Origin of the sequence: Pseudooceanicola atlanticus (genome assembly GCF_000768315.1) — a bacterium.
Lineage (GTDB): Bacteria > Pseudomonadota > Alphaproteobacteria > Rhodobacterales > Rhodobacteraceae > Pseudooceanicola > Pseudooceanicola atlanticus.
In genome coordinates this window covers 509,934-525,583 of sequence record NZ_AQQX01000003.1, presented here as the reverse complement: position 1 = coordinate 525,583, position 15,650 = coordinate 509,934, and the positions used below count along the sequence as shown (strand labels likewise).

Annotated in this window: 13 protein-coding genes; 3 read left to right on the top strand and 10 right to left on the bottom strand. The window is 65.0% G+C overall.

Going from position 1 to position 15,650, the window contains the following annotated elements; all coding sequences use genetic code 11:
* Positions 1–26 precede the first annotated feature (26 nt).
* Positions 27–1,433 (top strand): hypothetical protein, encoded by a 1,407-nt coding sequence (locus tag ATO9_RS10375; RefSeq protein ID WP_238318713.1) that lies wholly within the window; start codon positions 27–29, stop codon positions 1,431–1,433.
* Between the two features lie 64 nt (positions 1,434–1,497).
* Here ATO9_RS10375 and ATO9_RS10370 read toward each other — a convergent pair whose 3' ends face one another.
* From ATO9_RS10370 to ATO9_RS10355, 4 genes are all read right to left on the bottom strand, one after another.
* Positions 1,498–2,565, bottom strand: a complete 1,068-nt coding sequence (locus ATO9_RS10370) for a bifunctional transcriptional activator/DNA repair enzyme AdaA (protein WP_043748148.1) — start codon at positions 2,563–2,565, stop codon at positions 1,498–1,500.
* Between the two features lie 78 nt (positions 2,566–2,643).
* Complete coding sequence (locus ATO9_RS10365; protein ID WP_043748146.1) at positions 2,644–3,669, bottom strand: hypothetical protein; 1,026 nt, start codon at positions 3,667–3,669, stop codon at positions 2,644–2,646.
* 429 nt (positions 3,670–4,098) lie between these two features.
* Positions 4,099–5,727: an AMP-binding protein gene (locus ATO9_RS10360; RefSeq protein ID WP_043748144.1), complete on the bottom strand. Its 1,629-nt coding sequence runs from the start codon at positions 5,725–5,727 to the stop codon at positions 4,099–4,101.
* 73 nt (positions 5,728–5,800) lie between these two features.
* Complete coding sequence (locus tag ATO9_RS10355; protein ID WP_043748141.1) at positions 5,801–6,541, bottom strand: sulfite exporter TauE/SafE family protein; 741 nt, start codon at positions 6,539–6,541, stop codon at positions 5,801–5,803.
* Positions 6,542–6,645: 104 nt separating this feature from the next.
* Between ATO9_RS10355 and ATO9_RS10350 the strand changes: the two genes are divergently transcribed.
* Both ATO9_RS10350 and ATO9_RS10345 read left to right on the top strand, forming a co-directional pair.
* Complete coding sequence (locus ATO9_RS10350; protein ID WP_043748690.1) at positions 6,646–7,299, top strand: sulfotransferase family 2 domain-containing protein; 654 nt, start codon at positions 6,646–6,648, stop codon at positions 7,297–7,299.
* Positions 7,300–7,462: 163 nt separating this feature from the next.
* On the top strand, positions 7,463–8,116 hold the full coding sequence (locus tag ATO9_RS10345) for a Hint domain-containing protein (protein ID WP_052418230.1): 654 nt from the start codon (positions 7,463–7,465) through the stop codon (positions 8,114–8,116).
* A 364-nt stretch (positions 8,117–8,480) separates the two neighbouring features.
* Here the strand turns inward: ATO9_RS10345 and ATO9_RS10340 are convergent, their stop codons facing one another.
* From ATO9_RS10340 to ATO9_RS10315, 6 genes are all read right to left on the bottom strand, one after another.
* Positions 8,481–10,664 (bottom strand): 3-hydroxyacyl-CoA dehydrogenase NAD-binding domain-containing protein, encoded by a 2,184-nt coding sequence (locus ATO9_RS10340; protein ID WP_043748139.1) that lies wholly within the window; start codon positions 10,662–10,664, stop codon positions 8,481–8,483.
* Between the two features lie 14 nt (positions 10,665–10,678).
* Positions 10,679–11,890: an acetyl-CoA C-acetyltransferase gene (locus ATO9_RS10335; RefSeq protein WP_043748136.1), complete on the bottom strand. Its 1,212-nt coding sequence runs from the start codon at positions 11,888–11,890 to the stop codon at positions 10,679–10,681.
* 16 nt (positions 11,891–11,906) lie between these two features.
* Positions 11,907–12,542 carry a glutathione S-transferase family protein gene (locus ATO9_RS10330; RefSeq protein ID WP_043748134.1) on the bottom strand — a complete coding sequence of 212 codons (636 nt, stop codon included), beginning with the start codon at positions 12,540–12,542 and terminating at the stop codon, positions 11,907–11,909.
* Positions 12,543–12,859: 317 nt separating this feature from the next.
* Positions 12,860–13,072, bottom strand: coding sequence for a hypothetical protein (locus tag ATO9_RS10325; RefSeq protein ID WP_043748131.1), 213 nt, complete (start codon positions 13,070–13,072; stop codon positions 12,860–12,862).
* Positions 13,073–13,262: 190 nt separating this feature from the next.
* Positions 13,263–15,041, bottom strand: coding sequence for an acyl-CoA dehydrogenase C-terminal domain-containing protein (locus ATO9_RS10320; protein WP_043748130.1), 1,779 nt, complete (start codon positions 15,039–15,041; stop codon positions 13,263–13,265).
* Positions 15,042–15,083: 42 nt separating this feature from the next.
* On the bottom strand, positions 15,084–15,488 hold the full coding sequence (locus tag ATO9_RS10315; protein ID WP_202902125.1) for a MerR family transcriptional regulator: 405 nt from the start codon (positions 15,486–15,488) through the stop codon (positions 15,084–15,086).
* Positions 15,489–15,650: the final 162 nt, after the last annotated feature.

Here is a 15,650-nt window from a genome sequence, read left to right as displayed (position 1 = left end):
TCGCGGTACAACCCCGGGGGGTATGCATGAAGCAGTTTAAACGCGGTATTTCACTGATGGTTCTGGCGGCGGTTCTGGGCGCCGGACCCGTCGCAGCGCAAAGCCTGCGCAACAATTCCGGACCGGCGGAATACCCGCCTGAATCCTATCAGGGCAAGCAATACGTCGACAGCAAGGGCTGTGTCTACATCCGTGCGGGTGTCGATGGGGCAACGACTTGGGTGCCGCGCGTCGCGCGCAACCGCACCGTCGTCTGCGGCTTCCAGCCCACCGGTATCGCCAGCGCCGCCGAAGCGCCGTCCGCTCGCCCCGCCAATGTGCCGGTGATCAGCGCGGCCGCCCCCGAAGACGGGGCCCCCGCCGCCGAGGCTCCGCGCCAGGTGCGCACTGCCGCCGCAGCTCCCGCTCCGCGGCCGACGCCGGCGGCCCGCGTGCCGCAGACCCGCCAGGTCCGCAACACCACACCGGCACCGCAGCCCCGCGTCATCCAACCGGCAGAGCCGACAGGCGCAGGCCCGGCCCAGACCGCGCGCATCGTGACGTCGCAGGTCGTGCGCGGCATCGCCTCTCCGACGCCCGACGTAGCGCCCCGCGCCGTGCGCCCCAGTGCCGCGCCGCGCGCCGCCGTTCAGGTCGGTGGCAATTGCACCGGCATGTCGGCCCTGTCGCAGCAATACATGATCGGCGACGACGTGCGCTGTGGCCCACAGGCAGTCTATTCGCCCTACGGCAATTCCGCGCCCGCGCCGATGACCGCTCCGGCGCCGCGGCTCGCGGCACCGGGCTATGCGCCCCGGACCTATGGCGCGCCCTCGGTGCCCAGCTACGACGGCGACACCCCGGTGCGCGTGATCGCAGCGGCCCCGACCAACACCCGCCGCGTCTTTGAAGTGCCCCGGACCGAGGTGCGCCGCGTCGTGCCCGGCGTGCGGACCTCGCAGCAGGCGGTGTCGCCGCAGGCGCGGGTCGTGCCGCGCCATGTCTACGAAGAGCGTGCATTGGCGCGCGAAGGCGTCTCCGTTCCCAAAGGCTACAAGCCGCTGTGGGAAGACGATCGCCTGAACCCGCGCCGCGCCGAACAGACCCTGGCCGGCAAGCGCAAGATGGAGATGGTCTGGACCCAGACCGTGCCGCGCCGCCTGGTGCCGGTCGAGGTGGCTCCGGTTCAGCGCCAGCACGTCGTGAAAAAGGGGCATTTCTCGTCCCGCAGCGCACCGGCCCCGGCCCCCGTCGCAGCCGCGCGTTACGTCAAGGTCGGCGTCCGCGACAGCCAGAGCGCCCGGCGCGTTGCCCAGAACATGGCCAATAGCGGCCTGCGTGTTCGGGTCGGTGGCAATACCGTGATCGCAGGGCCCTTCGCCTCGGATGCGGACCTGGCCCATGCCATGGCGGCGGCGCGCCGCTCTGGCTACCAGGGGCGTGTCACCCGCTGACCGCGTCACATCGCATTGAAATCAAAGGGCCCCGTCGTGGGGCCCTTTTTCGTTTCCGTGAGGGTCAGGCGCGGGCCTTTGCGTAGCCTTGCTCCAACGCGATCAGCCGTTCCTTGCGCCATAGCCCGCCGCCATAGCCGGTCAACGACCCGTCCGCCCCGACGACCCTGTGACAGGGGATCAGGATGGCGATCTGGTTCGCCCCGTTCGCGCGGGCGACGGCGCGGGTGGCCGTGGGGCGGCCGATCTGGCGGGCAAGGTCGGAATAGCTGCGGGTATCGCCGGGCGGGATGGTCTGCAATTCGGTCCAGACCTGTCGGGTAAAGGGCGTGCCATGCAGCGCCAGCCGCGTGTCGAACCGCGCGGCGCGGCCTGTCATGTAGTCGGACAATTCGTCCGCGACCTGGTCCATCGGGGCGGTGCGGCCAAAGGCCAGCCGGTTGCCGACGGCCGAACGCAGCCGGGCCAGTTCACGGGGCAGGGCGGGGCGGTCTGCGAATTCCAGCAGGTGCAGGCTGTGATCGTTCGCCACGGCGATCATCGGGCCGAGATCGGTGTCGATCCAGTCGGCCTGCAAGAGCGGCGGCTCGCGTCCGGGCATCAGGGCCTCGGGCGAGAGGCCCAGCAACCGGGCAAAGGCCGCCCGAAAGCCCGACCCGCTGTCGAACCCGGCCTCCAGCTGCGCGTCGATCACCTTGGCCCCCTGTTTGAGATGCTGCGCCCCGGCCTGCAAACGGGGCATCCGGGCCATGTCGAGGAACGTCATGCCGAAGGCGCGTTTGAAGGCCCGCCGTGCGGTGGACGGATCGACCCCTAGGGCCGCCACATCGCCTTCGCTCCAGCGGCGGGCGGGGTCGGCCTCCAGCGCGGCAAGCAGGCGGGTGACCTGCGGGTCGGGACTGTTCTGCTCCAACGGGCGACAGCGCTTGCAGGGGCGGAACCCGGCCTCCAGGCAGCCCTGGACGCTGTCGAACCAGCGACAATTCTCGGGCTTTGGCTGTCGCGCCGGGCAGCCGGGGCGGCAGAAGATTCCGGTTGAGGTCACGCCGACCCAGAGCCGGCCGGAGGTTTCCGGGGCGCGGGCAAAAAAGGCGTCGTAACAGCTTTGCGGGTCGGGAAGGTCGAACATCATGATCGCAGGTTAGGCGATTCCGGCCCGTCCTGCCGCCTGAAATCGGGCGCCAATATTTCGGGACGTGCCTTAAGGGGCTCAGCCGCCGCAGATGGATTGCAGGCGCAGCCAGTCACCATCCGACAGAAGCGGCGGCGGAGCGGCATTGGCGAAGGGGTCGGCCTCGATCAGCGTAAGGACGGATTCGCCGGTGATATCCAGCGCATAGGCATAGGGGCTGGACCGGACCTGCGCCTCTTCGAAGAGGTCCAGAAGCGCCTCGGTCTCGGGCTGCGGGCGGGGCCGGGTGACCAGGTGTTCGGCATAGGCGCGCAGGGCGTCCTCGGGCACCTCGCCGGTCGTCAGCAGCCGGAAGGAGGCACCAAGGCCGGCAGTGTCCAGCATGTCGGCCAGCGGGTCATGGCTGTCGGCGCGCAGCAATTCGGCCAGCGCATAACCGGCGGCGACATCGGGTTCCTCGTAATCCTCGATCAGGGCGCGGTTCAGCAGGACCTGGCGACCGGGCAGCAGCAGCGCGCCATCCACGCCCTGACGCACGACGCGCAGGGTCAGGGGGCGGTCGTCGGTGGCGACGCGGTTCGCCAGCTTGTCCAGCGCGACCTGGCCGTCATTCTCGCCGCAGGGGGGGCCGGAAACTCGGGCGATCTCTTCGGCGAGGGCAGCGCCGATCGCCTCGCGCTTGACCTGCGGGACGACGTTGACGACATGACCGCGCAGCGCCGAGGGCAGCCAGAAGAGACCGCCCAGCACGATGGCCAGGCACATGGCGGCCAGCAGCACCAGGCGCAGCCGTCCGGGATGAGGGCGCCGCTTGTCGATCACGGTCCGCAGCTTTTCCAGCGCCGTGATCATGTCGGTTTCCTCGGCTGCAAGTTCCAGCGTTTCGCCGGGATCGCCGTCGGGATGGTAGAGTGCGGGGAACTCTCCGGGATTGGCGCGGACGAGGGCGGGCAGGGACCAATGTGTTAACGGCCGGTCGGAGGTGTCGGACAGGATCAGCGTCGCCTCGCCGATCGAGACGATGACATCGCGCCGCTGCGACTGGGGCGTTTCGCGCCACAGCCCCGCCGCCTCGAGGCGCTGGTATTCGGTCAGTGCTGTCATGGTTCGGACCTGTAACGACCTGTTTTATCTGGCCTTGTCCGTCGCTGCGATCACCGCCGGGCGCTTGGGCGGGGTCGTGCTAGGGCCCGGCAATCGCGCCGGCTGCTCGGCCTTTTGACGGATATGAATAACATGTGCGGGAAATGGGAGCAATTCAGGTGAAAACCTGCATTTGCAATCATTGATTAAGCGAGACGCGGTCCCGTTAATCATTTGTTAAGGAATAGAGGCCCCTTCTGGAGGCGCAGCGTGAGTACCGTCACGTTGCGGGCCGGCGGCGGTCCCTACGCCGTCCGTTCGGCACCCCCTATGACTGATGGTCGGAGGGAGGAACCTCGTCATTCTGGGTAGAGGCGAGAGGCTCCACTATCGGTTTCCTGCGGTCCGGGTGCTTGCAGCGTTCCCGGACCGCAGTCGATCCTTCGCGGGTCAGAGGGCCTTGGCCGCGGTCCGCAGCTCGAACTTCTGGATTTTCCCGGTCGAGGTCTTGGGCAATTCCTGGAACACGACCTTCTTGGGCGTCTTGAACCCGGCCAGGCGTTCGCGGGCATAAGCGATCAGGTCGGCCTCGGACGTTTCGACACCGTCCTTCAGTTCGACGAAGGCGCAGGGCACCTCGCCCCATTTCTCGTCCGGCTTGGCCACCACGGCACAGAGCAGGACAGAAGGGTGGCCCATCAGGGTGCTTTCCACCTCGACGGAGGAGATGTTCTCGCCCCCCGAAATGATGATGTCCTTGGCCCGGTCGGCGATCTGAAGATAGCCGTCGGGATGCTGCAACGCGATGTCGCCGGTGTGGAAATAGCCGCCCTTGAACGCCTCTTTCGTGGCTTCGGGGTTCTTCAGATATCCCTTCATCACGCCGTTGCCGCGCATCATGATCTCGCCGGTTGCCTCGGCATCCATCGGGATCTGCTCCATCTCCGAGGTCATGGCGGTGATATGTTCATAGGCTGGCATGGCAACGCCCTGCCGGGCCTTCTTGGCGGCGCGGTCATCGCCGGTCAGATCCCCCCAGAGGTCATCATCCCAAGTGCTTTCGGTCGCGGGGCCGTAGGTCTCGGTCAGCCCGTAGACCTGCGTCACGTTGAAGCCCATCGGTTCGATCTTGGCCAGCGTGGCGGGGGCGGGCGGGGCGCCTGCGGTGAAGACCTCCACCGTCTGGTCGAAGTCACGTTTCTGGTCGTCGGGGGCGTTGACCAACATGTTCAACACGATGGGCGCGCCACCGAAATGGGTCACGCCCTCATCGGCGAAGGCATCGAACAGCGCGGGCGCGGTGATGTCGCGGCAGCAAACGACCGTGCCGCCCAGCAACGGGATCATCCAGGTGTGGCACCAGCCGTTGCAATGGAACAGCGGCACGATGGTCAGGTAGCGCGGGTAGAGCTGCATCCGCCAGGACAGGATCTGCCCCATGGCGTTCTGATGCGCGCCGCGGTGGTGATAGACCACGCCCTTGGGCCGCCCCGTGGTGCCGGAGGTATAGTTGAGCGCAATGCTCTCCCATTCATCCTCGGGCATGATCCAGTCGAAGGACGGATCGCCCTTTTCCAGCAGGTCCTCGTATTTCAGGTAGTCGGAATGGGCATGCACCCCGGCCTCGTCATCGGGGCATTCGATGACCTGCGGCGCGGGGCCTTCCATCCGGTCCATCGCCTCGGCCAGGACGGGCAGGAACTGGGTGTCGCACAGCACGACCTTGGCCCCGCCATGGTCGAGGATATAGGCGATCGTGTCGGCCTCGACCCGCGTGTTGATCGCGTTCAGCACGGCCCCGCAGGCGGGCACGCCGAAATGCGCCTCTGCATGGGGGGGCAGGTTGGGCAGGATGGTGGCGACCACGTCGCCGGGCTTCACGCCCATGCCGGCAAGCGCAGAGGCCAGACGCGTCACGCGCTCGTAATATTCGGCATAGGTCTTGCGGAAGGACCGGTAGACCAGCGCCTCGCGCTCCGGCCAGATGCGTGCGGCCCGGCGCAGGTTGCTGAGCGGGGTCAGCGGAACGTAATTCGCCTCACATTTTTCGAGCCCGGTTTCATCGGCCATCCAGCCCATGGTGTCCTCCCTGAAATTCATGATCCAACGTCAACGCCATAGCGCAGAATTCCGCAGTATGGAATTCCCCAGATCAGCCAATCAGGTCAGCGCCGCCTTTCGTGACCAGCACGACGGACAGGCCGAACAAGAGCACCTGGATCACCCGGACATAGGCGGCCTGCGGCAGGATCATGGTCAGCCGGCGCCCCAGCACCGTGCCCATGACTCCTGTGACGATCAGGATGGCGACGATCGACCAGTTCAGGCCTTCGAAAAGGCCCGTGACGTAATAGCCCGGCAGCTTGGACAGGTTGATCGCCGCGAAGGTGATCGAGATCGTGCCAGCGAAGACCAGCTTCGGCATGTTCTGCGGCAGCAGGTAGGCCTGGGCCGGCGGACCGCCCGTATGGGTAATGAATGACGTGATCCCCGCCAGCATCCCCCAGATGATCCCCGGCACCAGCCGCGCCGGCCGGGGCGAGGGATCGGGCCGCGTCAGCCAGGCGCGCAGGCAGTACCAGAAGCCGATAAGCCCCGTTGCGATCAGCAAAAATGCCTCTGACGTCCAGGTGACGATGAACGCCGCGATCACCACGCCGAGGAGGGCGGAGGGGATGAGGATTTTCAGGTTCCGCGGAGAAAAGTCGCGACGGTAAAGGTAAACGCTGACCCAATCGGTGACGATGAAGACCGGAAGAAGCAACGCCGCCGCCTCGACCGGGTTCATCAGCAGGGCGGTCAGCGGTACGGCCAGCGACCCGGCAGAGGCCAGCCCGCCCTTGGACGTGCCGACCAGAAGCGCGGCGGGGATCAGCAGGAAAATGGGGTCCATGAGGGAGGTCCGGTAAGGTCGGATCAGCCATAGCCCGACCGGGGCGGGGCCACAACCGCGTGCCGGGGCTTGCACGGATCGACGGCGCGGGCCTAATGCAGGGCATGATATTGTCGCGCGGCCGAAAATACCTGTTCATCCACATCCCCAAGACCGGGGGCACCTCGCTTGCCCTGGCGCTGGAGGACCGCGCGATGAAGGACGACATCATGCTGGGCGACACGCCCAAGGCGGTGAAGCGGCGCGGAAAGGTCAAGGGGATCGCCACGCGTGGGCGGCTCTGGAAACATTCGACCCTGCGGGACCTGGACGGGCTGGTGCGGCCCGAAGAGCTGGACGATCTGTTCATCTTCACCCTCGTGCGGAACCCCTGGGCGCGGGTCGTGTCCTATTACCACTGGCTGCAACAGCAGAGCTTCGACCATCCCGCGGTGCGCATCGCGAAGGAAAAGGCGTTCAGTCCGTTCCTCAACGACCCGCTGATCGGCAAGAGCTTTCGCATGAGCCCGGCGCGCAGCTATGTCACCGATGCGAGCGGGCAGGAGCGGCCGACACTGTTCATCCGGCTGGAACATTTCGCCGAGGATGTCGCGCCGCTGGAGGCGCATCTGGGCTTCAAGCTGGAACTGCCCAAGGTGAACACCACCGGCCAGGGTGCTGATTATCGGCGCTTTTACGACGAATCGGATTCGAATCTGCTTTCCCGTCTCTGCGCCGAGGACATAAAACGCTTCGATTATCGGTTTGACGCTACGTGACTGTCGCCGCTGTCGGGACAATCACCCGCAGAGCGCGAATATCGTGTCGGAAATGGGCCCGTGATCGCAAAGTTGCCTCATTTGGACCCAGAACTGGCCCCTTAACGAAGTCATCTTGATCCTGTCACCAAACGGCAAAACGCCGACAGACGGGAGTTAGGAAATGACCAAAGGTTTCAAGACGGCACCGCAGATCAATCGCCGCATGACCGAACTGACCGGGGCCTATGACGGCGCCGTGATGGGCGCATGCTCCGGCCTCGTCGAAGGCACGAAGATTGCAACTGCCATGGGGTTCCAGAAGATCGAGACGCTCGAACCCGGTGCCCGCGTCGTCACATTCGACAATGGCCTGCAGCAAGTGCGCGCCGTTCGTCGCGAACCGCTGTGGTTCGCCTCCGCCGAATGCCCCCGCTCTCTCCATCCGCTGTTTGTCCCGGCTGGCGCCATCGGCAACGCACAGGACATGATGCTGCTGCCGCATCAGGCCGTGCTGGTCGAAAGCGACGCCGCCGAGGCAGCCTTCGGTGATCCCTTCGTCCTGATGCAGGCGAAAGACCTCGAAGGTATTCAGGGCATTACCCGTGTGGCCCCGTCGGCCCCGATGACCGTTGTCACCCTCGAGTTCGAAACCGACGAGGTCATCTTTGCCGCGTCCGGCGCCATGTGCGTCTGCCCGTCCCGGTCCGACCTGGAAGGCATGCTGAACCGCCCGGAAGGTGGCCGTGAATACAAAACCCTGACCGCTTACAAAGACGCAGACCTGGTCGACGCGATCCGCGCCGAGCTGGACGCAGGACTGGCCAAGGCCGCCTGATCCCGTCCCCCGTCATTTCCGAACCCCTCGCACCTGTCTCTGTGCGAACCTGACTCTACGCCTGTAGAGAACTTGGGCCACGGCATCCCCGTGGCCCTTTTTTCATGTTGCGGCTTATCGTGTTGCGGCATTTCGCGTTGCGGTGACGGGCGTTGCGCCGCGCGGCGCGTTAACGAAATTCCCCGAACAGACCCCAGGTAAACCCACCGAACGGCACGTCGGTATCACGTCGGTATCCGGTCGGTATTGCGTCGGTGCGCCCGTCGGTTGTCGCCATGATGCCGGAGGCGTCTGACGATCCCGGAAACGCAGAAACCGCGACCCGGGGGCCGCGGTTTCCTTGGTCTTGCGATGCCGGCCTGAATCAGGCGGCAGCGGCTTCGGGGCCGAAGCGGCCATAGAAGCTCTGACCCTTCGACGCCATGTCGCGCAGCAGGTCGGGGCAGGAGAACCGCGGCCCGAATTTCTGCGCCAGTTGATCGCAACGCTCGGCAGCGTATTCCGCGCCGAGGATGTCGAGCCAGCTGAACGGACCGCCGGACCAGGGCGCGAAGCCCCAGCCGAGGATCGCGCCGACATCGCCTTCGCGGATGTCTTCCAGCACGCCTTCTTCCAGCGCGCGGACGGCTTCGAGCACCTGTGCGAACATCAGGCGATGCTGCACCTCGGTCACGTCGGGCTGGTCGTCCAGCGTCGGCGTCAGGGCGTCGAGACCGTCCCAGAGGCCGGTGCGCTTGCCCTTTTCGTCGTAGCTGTAGAAGCCCGCATTGGATTTCCGGCCAAGCCGGCCATCGTTGTAGAGCGCCATCATCAGGTCATCGACGGGCTTGTTGTCGGCCGGGTACTTGTCGCCGAGCGCCTGTTTCGTGGCCGTGGCGATCTTGATCGCCAGGTCGATCGAGGTCTCGTCGATCAGCTGCAGCGGGCCGACGGGCATGCCCAGCAGACGCGCGGCATTGTCGACCAACGCCGGTTCCACCCCTTCGGCGACCATGCGGGCGCCTTCGTTGAGGTAGGGGATGATGCAGCGGTTGGCGTAGAAGAAGCGCGCATCGTTGACGACGATCGGCGTCTTGCGGATCTGGCGCACGTAGTCCAGCGACTTGGCCACCGCGCGATCGCCGGTTTCTGCACCCTTGATGATCTCGACCAGCGCCATCTTTTCGACCGGCGAGAAGAAGTGGATGCCGATGAACTGCTCGGGCCGCTTCGACGCCTTGGCCAGATCGGTGATCGGCAGGGTCGAGGTGTTGGTGGCGAAGATGCAATCCTCGGGCACCACGGCTTCGACGTTCTTGGTCACTTCCGCCTTCACACCCACGTCTTCGAACACGGCCTCGATGATGAGGTCGGCGTCAGACAGCGCGTTGTAATCGGTCGTGGCATTGATCCGGTCCAGGGCGGCCTTGGCCTTTTCCGGCGTGGACTTGCCGCGCTTGATGCCCTTTTCGAAATAGGTTTCGACGTAGGCCTTGCCCTTGTCCGCCGCTTCCTGCTTCTGGTCGATCAGCACGACCTCGATCCCGGCCTGGGCCGAGACGAGCGCGATGCCGGCCCCCATCATGCCAGCGCCCATGACGCCTACCTTCTTGACGGTCTGGTCAGCCACGTCGGGACGGTTGGCGCCCTTTTCAAGCGCTTCCTTGTTGAGGAACAGCGACCGGATCATCGCCCCCGAGGACGGGTTGAGGATCACGGAGGTGAACCAGCGGGCCTCGATCTTGAGCGCGGTGTCGAAGGGGACCATCGCGCCCTCGTAGACGGCCGAGAGCAGCGCCTTGGCGGCCGGGAAGGCGCCCCAGGTCTGGCCGTTCACCATCGCGTTGGCGCCGACGAAGGTCTGGAAGCCCGCGGGGTGGTAGGGCGCGCCGCCGGGCATCTTGTAACCCTTTTCATCCCACGGCTTGACGATCTTGGGCTCCGACAGAACCCATTCCTTGGCCGCGGCGACCGGGTCTGCGGCGACCTCGTCGATGATGCCGGCGGATTTCGCCTTCTTCGGATCGACGGACTTGCCTTGCAGCAGGTATTGCGAGGCGCCCATCACGCCCAGCTTGCGCACGAGGCGGGTGGTGCCGCCGGAGCCGGGGAAGATGCCGACCATGATTTCCGGCAGGCCGATCTTGGCCTTGGGATTGTCAGCGACGAAGATGCGGTGGCAGGCCAGCGGCAGTTCGAGACCGATGCCCATGGCCGTGCCGGGCAGGGCGGCCGCGATCGGCTTGCCGCCCTTGTTGGTCTTCGGCTCCATCCCCGCGCGTTCGATCTTGCGCAGCATGTGGTGCAGCGACATGACGCCGTCGAAGACGCCCTGGGCGCCGTCTTCCTTCATGCCCGCGAGCACGTTGAGGTCCATGCCGCCGGCGAAGGCATCCTTGCCGGAGGTGATGACGATGCCCTTGACCGCGTCATCGGCCAGCGCGTCGTCGATGGCCGCGTCAAGCTGTGCCGCGCCGTCGAGCGTCAGCACGTTCATGGATTTTCCGGGAATGTCCCAGGTGATGATCGCGACGCCGTCGGCGCCTTTTTCCATCGTGAATTCAGACATCTGTTCCGTCTCCCTTACACGCGTTCGATGATCGTGGCCGCGCCCATGCCCGACGCGACGCAGAGCGTTGCGAGGCCGGTGCCGAGGCCGCGGCGTTCCATCTCGTCCAGCAGGGTGCCGATGATGATCGCACCGGACGCGCCCAGCGGGTGGCCCATGGCGATGGCGCCGCCGTTCACGTTCAGCTTGTCATGGTCGACATCGAAGGCCTGCATGAAGCGCAGCACGACCGAGGAGAACGCCTCGTTCACCTCGAAGAGGTCGATGTCGGAGATCGACATGCCGGATTGTTCGAGGATGCGCTGGGTGGCCGGGACGGGGCCGGTCAGCATGATGGTCGGGTCGGTGCCGATCTTGGCGGTGGCACGGATCACGGCGCGGGGCTTGAGCCCGTAGTGTTCGCCGAATTCCTTGTTGCCCACCAGCACGGCGGCCGAACCGTCGACGATGCCCGAGGAATTGCCCGCATGGTGCACGTGGTTGATCGCCTCGAGATGCGGGTATTTCAGCTTGGCCACGTTGTCGAAGCCCGGCATCACCTCGCCCATTTCCTTGAAGGACGGCTTGAGCGAGCCGAGCGACTGCATGTCGGTGCCCGGGCGCATGTATTCGTCGCGGTCCAGGATCGGCAAGCCGTTCACGTCACGGATCGTGACGATGGACTTGTCGAACCTCTTGTCGTCCCAGGCGGCGGCGGCGCGTTTCTGGGATTCCACGGCGAAACTGTCGACGTCATCGCGGGAGAACCCGTATTCGGTGGCGATGATGTCGGCGGAGATGCCCTGCGGCACGAAATAGCTGTCCATGGCCACGGTCGGATCGACCGCCACGGCCGCCCCGTCGGAGCCCATGGGCACGCGCGACATGCATTCCACTCCGCCGGCGATATAGGCCTGGCCTGCGCCGCCCTTGACCTGGTTGGCGGCCAGGTTCACGGCTTCCATGCCGGAGGCGCAGAAGCGGTTGATCGACAGGCCCGGGATCCGTTCGTCGAGGTCGGAGGCCAGCACGGTGGTCCGCGCCAGGCAGCCGCCCTGTTCCATGGCCTGGGTCGCATTGCCCCAGATCACGTCTTCGACCGCGTGGCCGTCGAGGCCGGAGCGCTCCTTGATGGCGTTCAGCATCTGCTTGCCGAGCGCGACCGAGGTCACCTCGTGCAGGGAGCCGTCGGCGCGGCCCTTGCCGCGCGGGGATCGCACGGCGTCGTAGATATAGGCGTCTGTCATGTCTGCCTCCTTGGGATTACAGGCCGCGGTCGGAAGGCCGACCGGGCATCAAGTCATAGGGGTGTTTCCAGCCGTCCAGCCCTTCGATATTCGAGAGCCAGCGGTCGATATTGCCCCAGTCCTTGCGGTCGAAGCCGAAGGGTTCGGGGTAGAAAAGGTAGCTGCAGCAGGAGAAATCGGCGTGGCTGACGCCGTCGCCGACAAGCCAGTTGCGGCCTTCGAGCGCGGTATCGAGCGTCTTGAACGCGGCCTTGAGGCGGCCTGCATTGAAGGCGATGACCTCCTGCGGGCGCTTTTCCTCGGGCAGGAAGTTCATCAGGAACCGCTGGGTGCCGCATTGCGAGGACATCTTGTGATTGTCCCAGAACATCCAGCGCGTGATCTCGCGGTTTTCCTCGCGGCTGGAGCCGCCGAATTTGCCCGATTTCTCGGTGATGTACATCTGGATGACGCCGGACTGGCTGAGCGTCAGGTCGCCATCGACCAGCACCGGCACCTCGCCCATCACGTTCATCGCCTGGTATTCCGGGCTGCGCGCCTGGCCGCCGAAGAAGTCGACCTTCTCGGCCTCCCACTCGAGGCCCGACAATTCGAGGGGCAGGGCGGCCTTGTAGGCATTGCCGCTTTCTCCGAAGCAGTAAAGTTTGATCATGTCCCGTCCTCCCTTGGACCGTTCCGACAGCGGGGGTTTCACACCCCCGCACCCCCGTGGAGTATTTCTGGCAAGATGAAGGGGGATGATTCATCAAGCATTAAGGTTAATCGCCTTAGATTGCTCACGTGCCACAGGCTGGAGAGCCGATGGGTATGCAAGGTGAAGCCCCGGTTGGTTCGGGATGGCGCGACGCGTGTCACGGGCCGCCGGGGTGGATCGGCGTGCTGATCCATCTTCATCTTGCCAAAAATACTCCCGCCGGAGGCGTTGGACCCTATCCACCCGTGCAACGACCGGATTGTGGCGTACGACCCTCATCGCTTGCGATCCTCCAGCTCGGAATTGAACAGGCGCAGTCGGTGGGTGAGGTTGTCCTCGTCGGTGACGCTGTCGAAATTTTCGAACAGGAACGAGAGTGCCTCGCCTTCGTCCAGACCGGCCTCCTGCGCGAACCGTTTCAGGCGGCGGTAGCCGTCCTCGGTCATGGCGACGGGGAAGCGTCGGGTCAGGCGGAAACGTTTTGGCATGGACCTCTCCCTTTGCCCCTATCTGTGGGGCGATCCGGTGCCTGTGCAACCCCTTGCACAGGCACCGTGCCTTGTGGAAGCCCGCAACGCCGCGTCAGGTGCGACGGGGGCTCCCGGTCCGTGAGTGGAGGCGTTTCGCCCCCTGTTGGCCGGCCGCGTGGCCGAACATGGCGCGGGGTTGATCCCCGGCTCAGAAATTGGCCGCGTCGAGCGCCATGACGGGGTCGGCACCGGAGGTGATCCGGGCGACATGCATGGCACAGGCGGGCAGGCGGCGGGCCATGTAGTAGCGGCCCGTCGCGATCTTGGCTTCGTAGAAGTCGCGGTCATCCGCGCCGGCGGCCAGGGCGGCCTTGGAGGCGACGGCCATCCGCGCCCACATGTAGCCCAGGCAGACATGGCCGAAGAGGTGCATGAAGTCATACGACCCGGACAGCGCCTCGTTCGGGTTCTTCATGCCGTTCTGCATGAAGAACATCGCGGCCTCCTGCAGCTGTTTGGACGCCGTCTTGAGCGGGTCGAGGAAGCCGGCCTTGAGGTCTTCGTCGTCGGAATTTTCCTTGATGAAGGTCTTGATCTCTTCGAAGAAGGCCATGGCGGGCTTGCCGCCGTCCGAGGCGAGTTTCCGGCCCACGAGGTCGAGTGCCTGCACCCCGTTGGCGCCTTCGTAGATCATGGCGATCCGGGCGTCGCGGGTGAACTGGGACATGCCCCATTCCTCGATATAGCCGTGACCGCCATAGACCTGCTGGGCCAGCACGGTCATGTCGTAGCCTTCGTCGGTGAAGAAGCCCTTGATGACCGGGGTCATCAGAGAGATCAGCCCCTCGGCCTGCTTGTCGCCCTTGCGGTGTGCGCGGTCGATCAGCGTGGCGCCCCACATGCCGAAGGCGCGGGCGCCCTCGACGAAGCTTTTCTGGTCCATCAGCGAGCGGCGGATATCGGGATGCACGATCAGCGGATCGGCCGGGCCATCGGGGTTTTCGGCACCGGTGATGGCGCGGCCCTGCAGGCGGTCCTTGGCATAGGCGAGCGCGTTTTCATAGGCGACGGCGGCCTGGGACAGGCCCTGCATGCCGACACCCATCCGGGCCTCGTTCATCATGGTGAACATGGCGCGCATGCCCTTGTGTTCCTCGCCCAGCAGGTAGCCGGTGGCGCCGTCGTAGTTCATCACGCAGGTGGCGTTGCCGTGAATGCCCATCTTCTCTTCGATCTTGCCGACCGAGAGGGAGTTGCGTTCGCCGGGGGTGTTGTCGTCCTTGACGATGAACTTGGGCACGATGAACAGCGACACGCCCTTGATGCCATCGGGGCCGCCGGGGATCTTGGCCAGCACCAGGTGGATCACGTTGTCGGACATGTCGTGGTCACCGGCGGAGATGAAGATCTTCTGGCCGGTGATCTTGTACGTGCCGTCGTCCTGCGGTTCGGCCTTGGTGCGCATCAGGCCCAGATCGGTGCCGCAATGCGGTTCCGTCAGGTTCATGGTGCCGGTCCATTCGCAGGAGACCATCTTGGGCAGGTAGGTCTGCTTCTGCTCGTCCGAGCCGTGGGCATGGATCGCGGAATAGGCACCGTGGGTCAGGCCGGGATACATCATGAAGGCCATGTTCGCGGCCGAGAACATCTCTCCGGTCGCGGTGGCGAGGATGTAGGGCATGCCCTGACCGCCATATTCGGGATCGCAATCGAGGCCGGTCCAGCCGCCTTCGCGCAGCTGGTCGAAGGCATCCTTGAAGCCTTTCGGGGTGCGCACGACACCGTTTTCCAGCGTCACGCCTTCCTGGTCGCCGACCACGTTGAGGGGGGCGATGACCTCGGACGAGATCTTGCCGGCCTCGTCGAGGATCGCGGCGGTGAAATCGCGGTCCAGCTCGTCATAGCCGGGGATATCCTGCTCGGAGGCCTTGAGGACCTCGTGGATGACGAACTGCATGTCTTTGACAGGTGCGGTGTAGGTCGGCATTGCTCTCTCCCTAACGTTGAGCGGTCGGGATCGTGTTCTGGATCACTCGGCCGCGGTCTTGTCGTCTTCGAACGAGGCGATCATCTGCGCGCCCCAGTCCATCTGTTGCTTCAGGTCGTCGATGGCTGCGTTCAGCTCATCCCGACGGCTTTCCATTTCCGCGAGGCGTTCCTGGGCGATCTCGTAGGTCTTCACCAGCTGGGTGTGCTGCTGATCGCCCATGTCGTAGAGATCCAGTAGCTGGCGGATCTCTTCCAGGCTGAAGCCGAAGCGCTTGCCGCGCAGGATCAGCTTGAGCCGGGCCCGGTCACGCCGCGTGAACAGGCGCTTCTGGCCTTCGCGGATCGGAAACAAAAGCTCCTTCGCTTCGTAGAACCGCAGGGTGCGCGGGGTCACGTCATACGCGTCGCACATCTCGCGGATGGTCATCTGTCGCTCGTTTTCCATCTCGTCACATCCATGAATTTTGATCGGACGGTCAAAAACAGAACCTGTCTCTGTTTACAACACTGATTGACGTTAACGTAAGCCAAACGTCGCGTCATTTCCAAGTTGACGTAAGATCAGCCAAATTCGTCCGGGTTTCGCGAAATTTTCATAGTCAGCCGC

Excerpts from the sequence above, each read along its gene's own strand:
- ATO9_RS10375 (WP_238318713.1), top strand. The coding sequence starts at position 27 with ATGAAGCAGTTTAAACGCGGTATTTCACTGATGGTTCTGGCGGCGGTT.
- ATO9_RS10370 (WP_043748148.1), bottom strand. The coding sequence starts at position 2,565 with ATGATGTTCGACCTTCCCGACCCGCAAAGCTGTTACGACGCCTTTTTT.
- ATO9_RS10365 (WP_043748146.1), bottom strand. The coding sequence starts at position 3,669 with ATGACAGCACTGACCGAATACCAGCGCCTCGAGGCGGCGGGGCTGTGG.
- ATO9_RS10360 (WP_043748144.1), bottom strand. The coding sequence starts at position 5,727 with ATGGGCTGGATGGCCGATGAAACCGGGCTCGAAAAATGTGAGGCGAAT.
- ATO9_RS10355 (WP_043748141.1), bottom strand. The coding sequence starts at position 6,541 with ATGGACCCCATTTTCCTGCTGATCCCCGCCGCGCTTCTGGTCGGCACG.
- ATO9_RS10350 (WP_043748690.1), top strand. The coding sequence starts at position 6,646 with ATGATATTGTCGCGCGGCCGAAAATACCTGTTCATCCACATCCCCAAG.
- ATO9_RS10345 (WP_052418230.1), top strand. The coding sequence starts at position 7,463 with ATGACCAAAGGTTTCAAGACGGCACCGCAGATCAATCGCCGCATGACC.
- ATO9_RS10340 (WP_043748139.1), bottom strand. The coding sequence starts at position 10,664 with ATGTCTGAATTCACGATGGAAAAAGGCGCCGACGGCGTCGCGATCATC.
- ATO9_RS10335 (WP_043748136.1), bottom strand. The coding sequence starts at position 11,890 with ATGACAGACGCCTATATCTACGACGCCGTGCGATCCCCGCGCGGCAAG.
- ATO9_RS10330 (WP_043748134.1), bottom strand. The coding sequence starts at position 12,542 with ATGATCAAACTTTACTGCTTCGGAGAAAGCGGCAATGCCTACAAGGCC.
- ATO9_RS10325 (WP_043748131.1), bottom strand. The coding sequence starts at position 13,072 with ATGCCAAAACGTTTCCGCCTGACCCGACGCTTCCCCGTCGCCATGACC.
- ATO9_RS10320 (WP_043748130.1), bottom strand. The coding sequence starts at position 15,041 with ATGCCGACCTACACCGCACCTGTCAAAGACATGCAGTTCGTCATCCAC.
- ATO9_RS10315 (WP_202902125.1), bottom strand. The coding sequence starts at position 15,488 with ATGGAAAACGAGCGACAGATGACCATCCGCGAGATGTGCGACGCGTAT.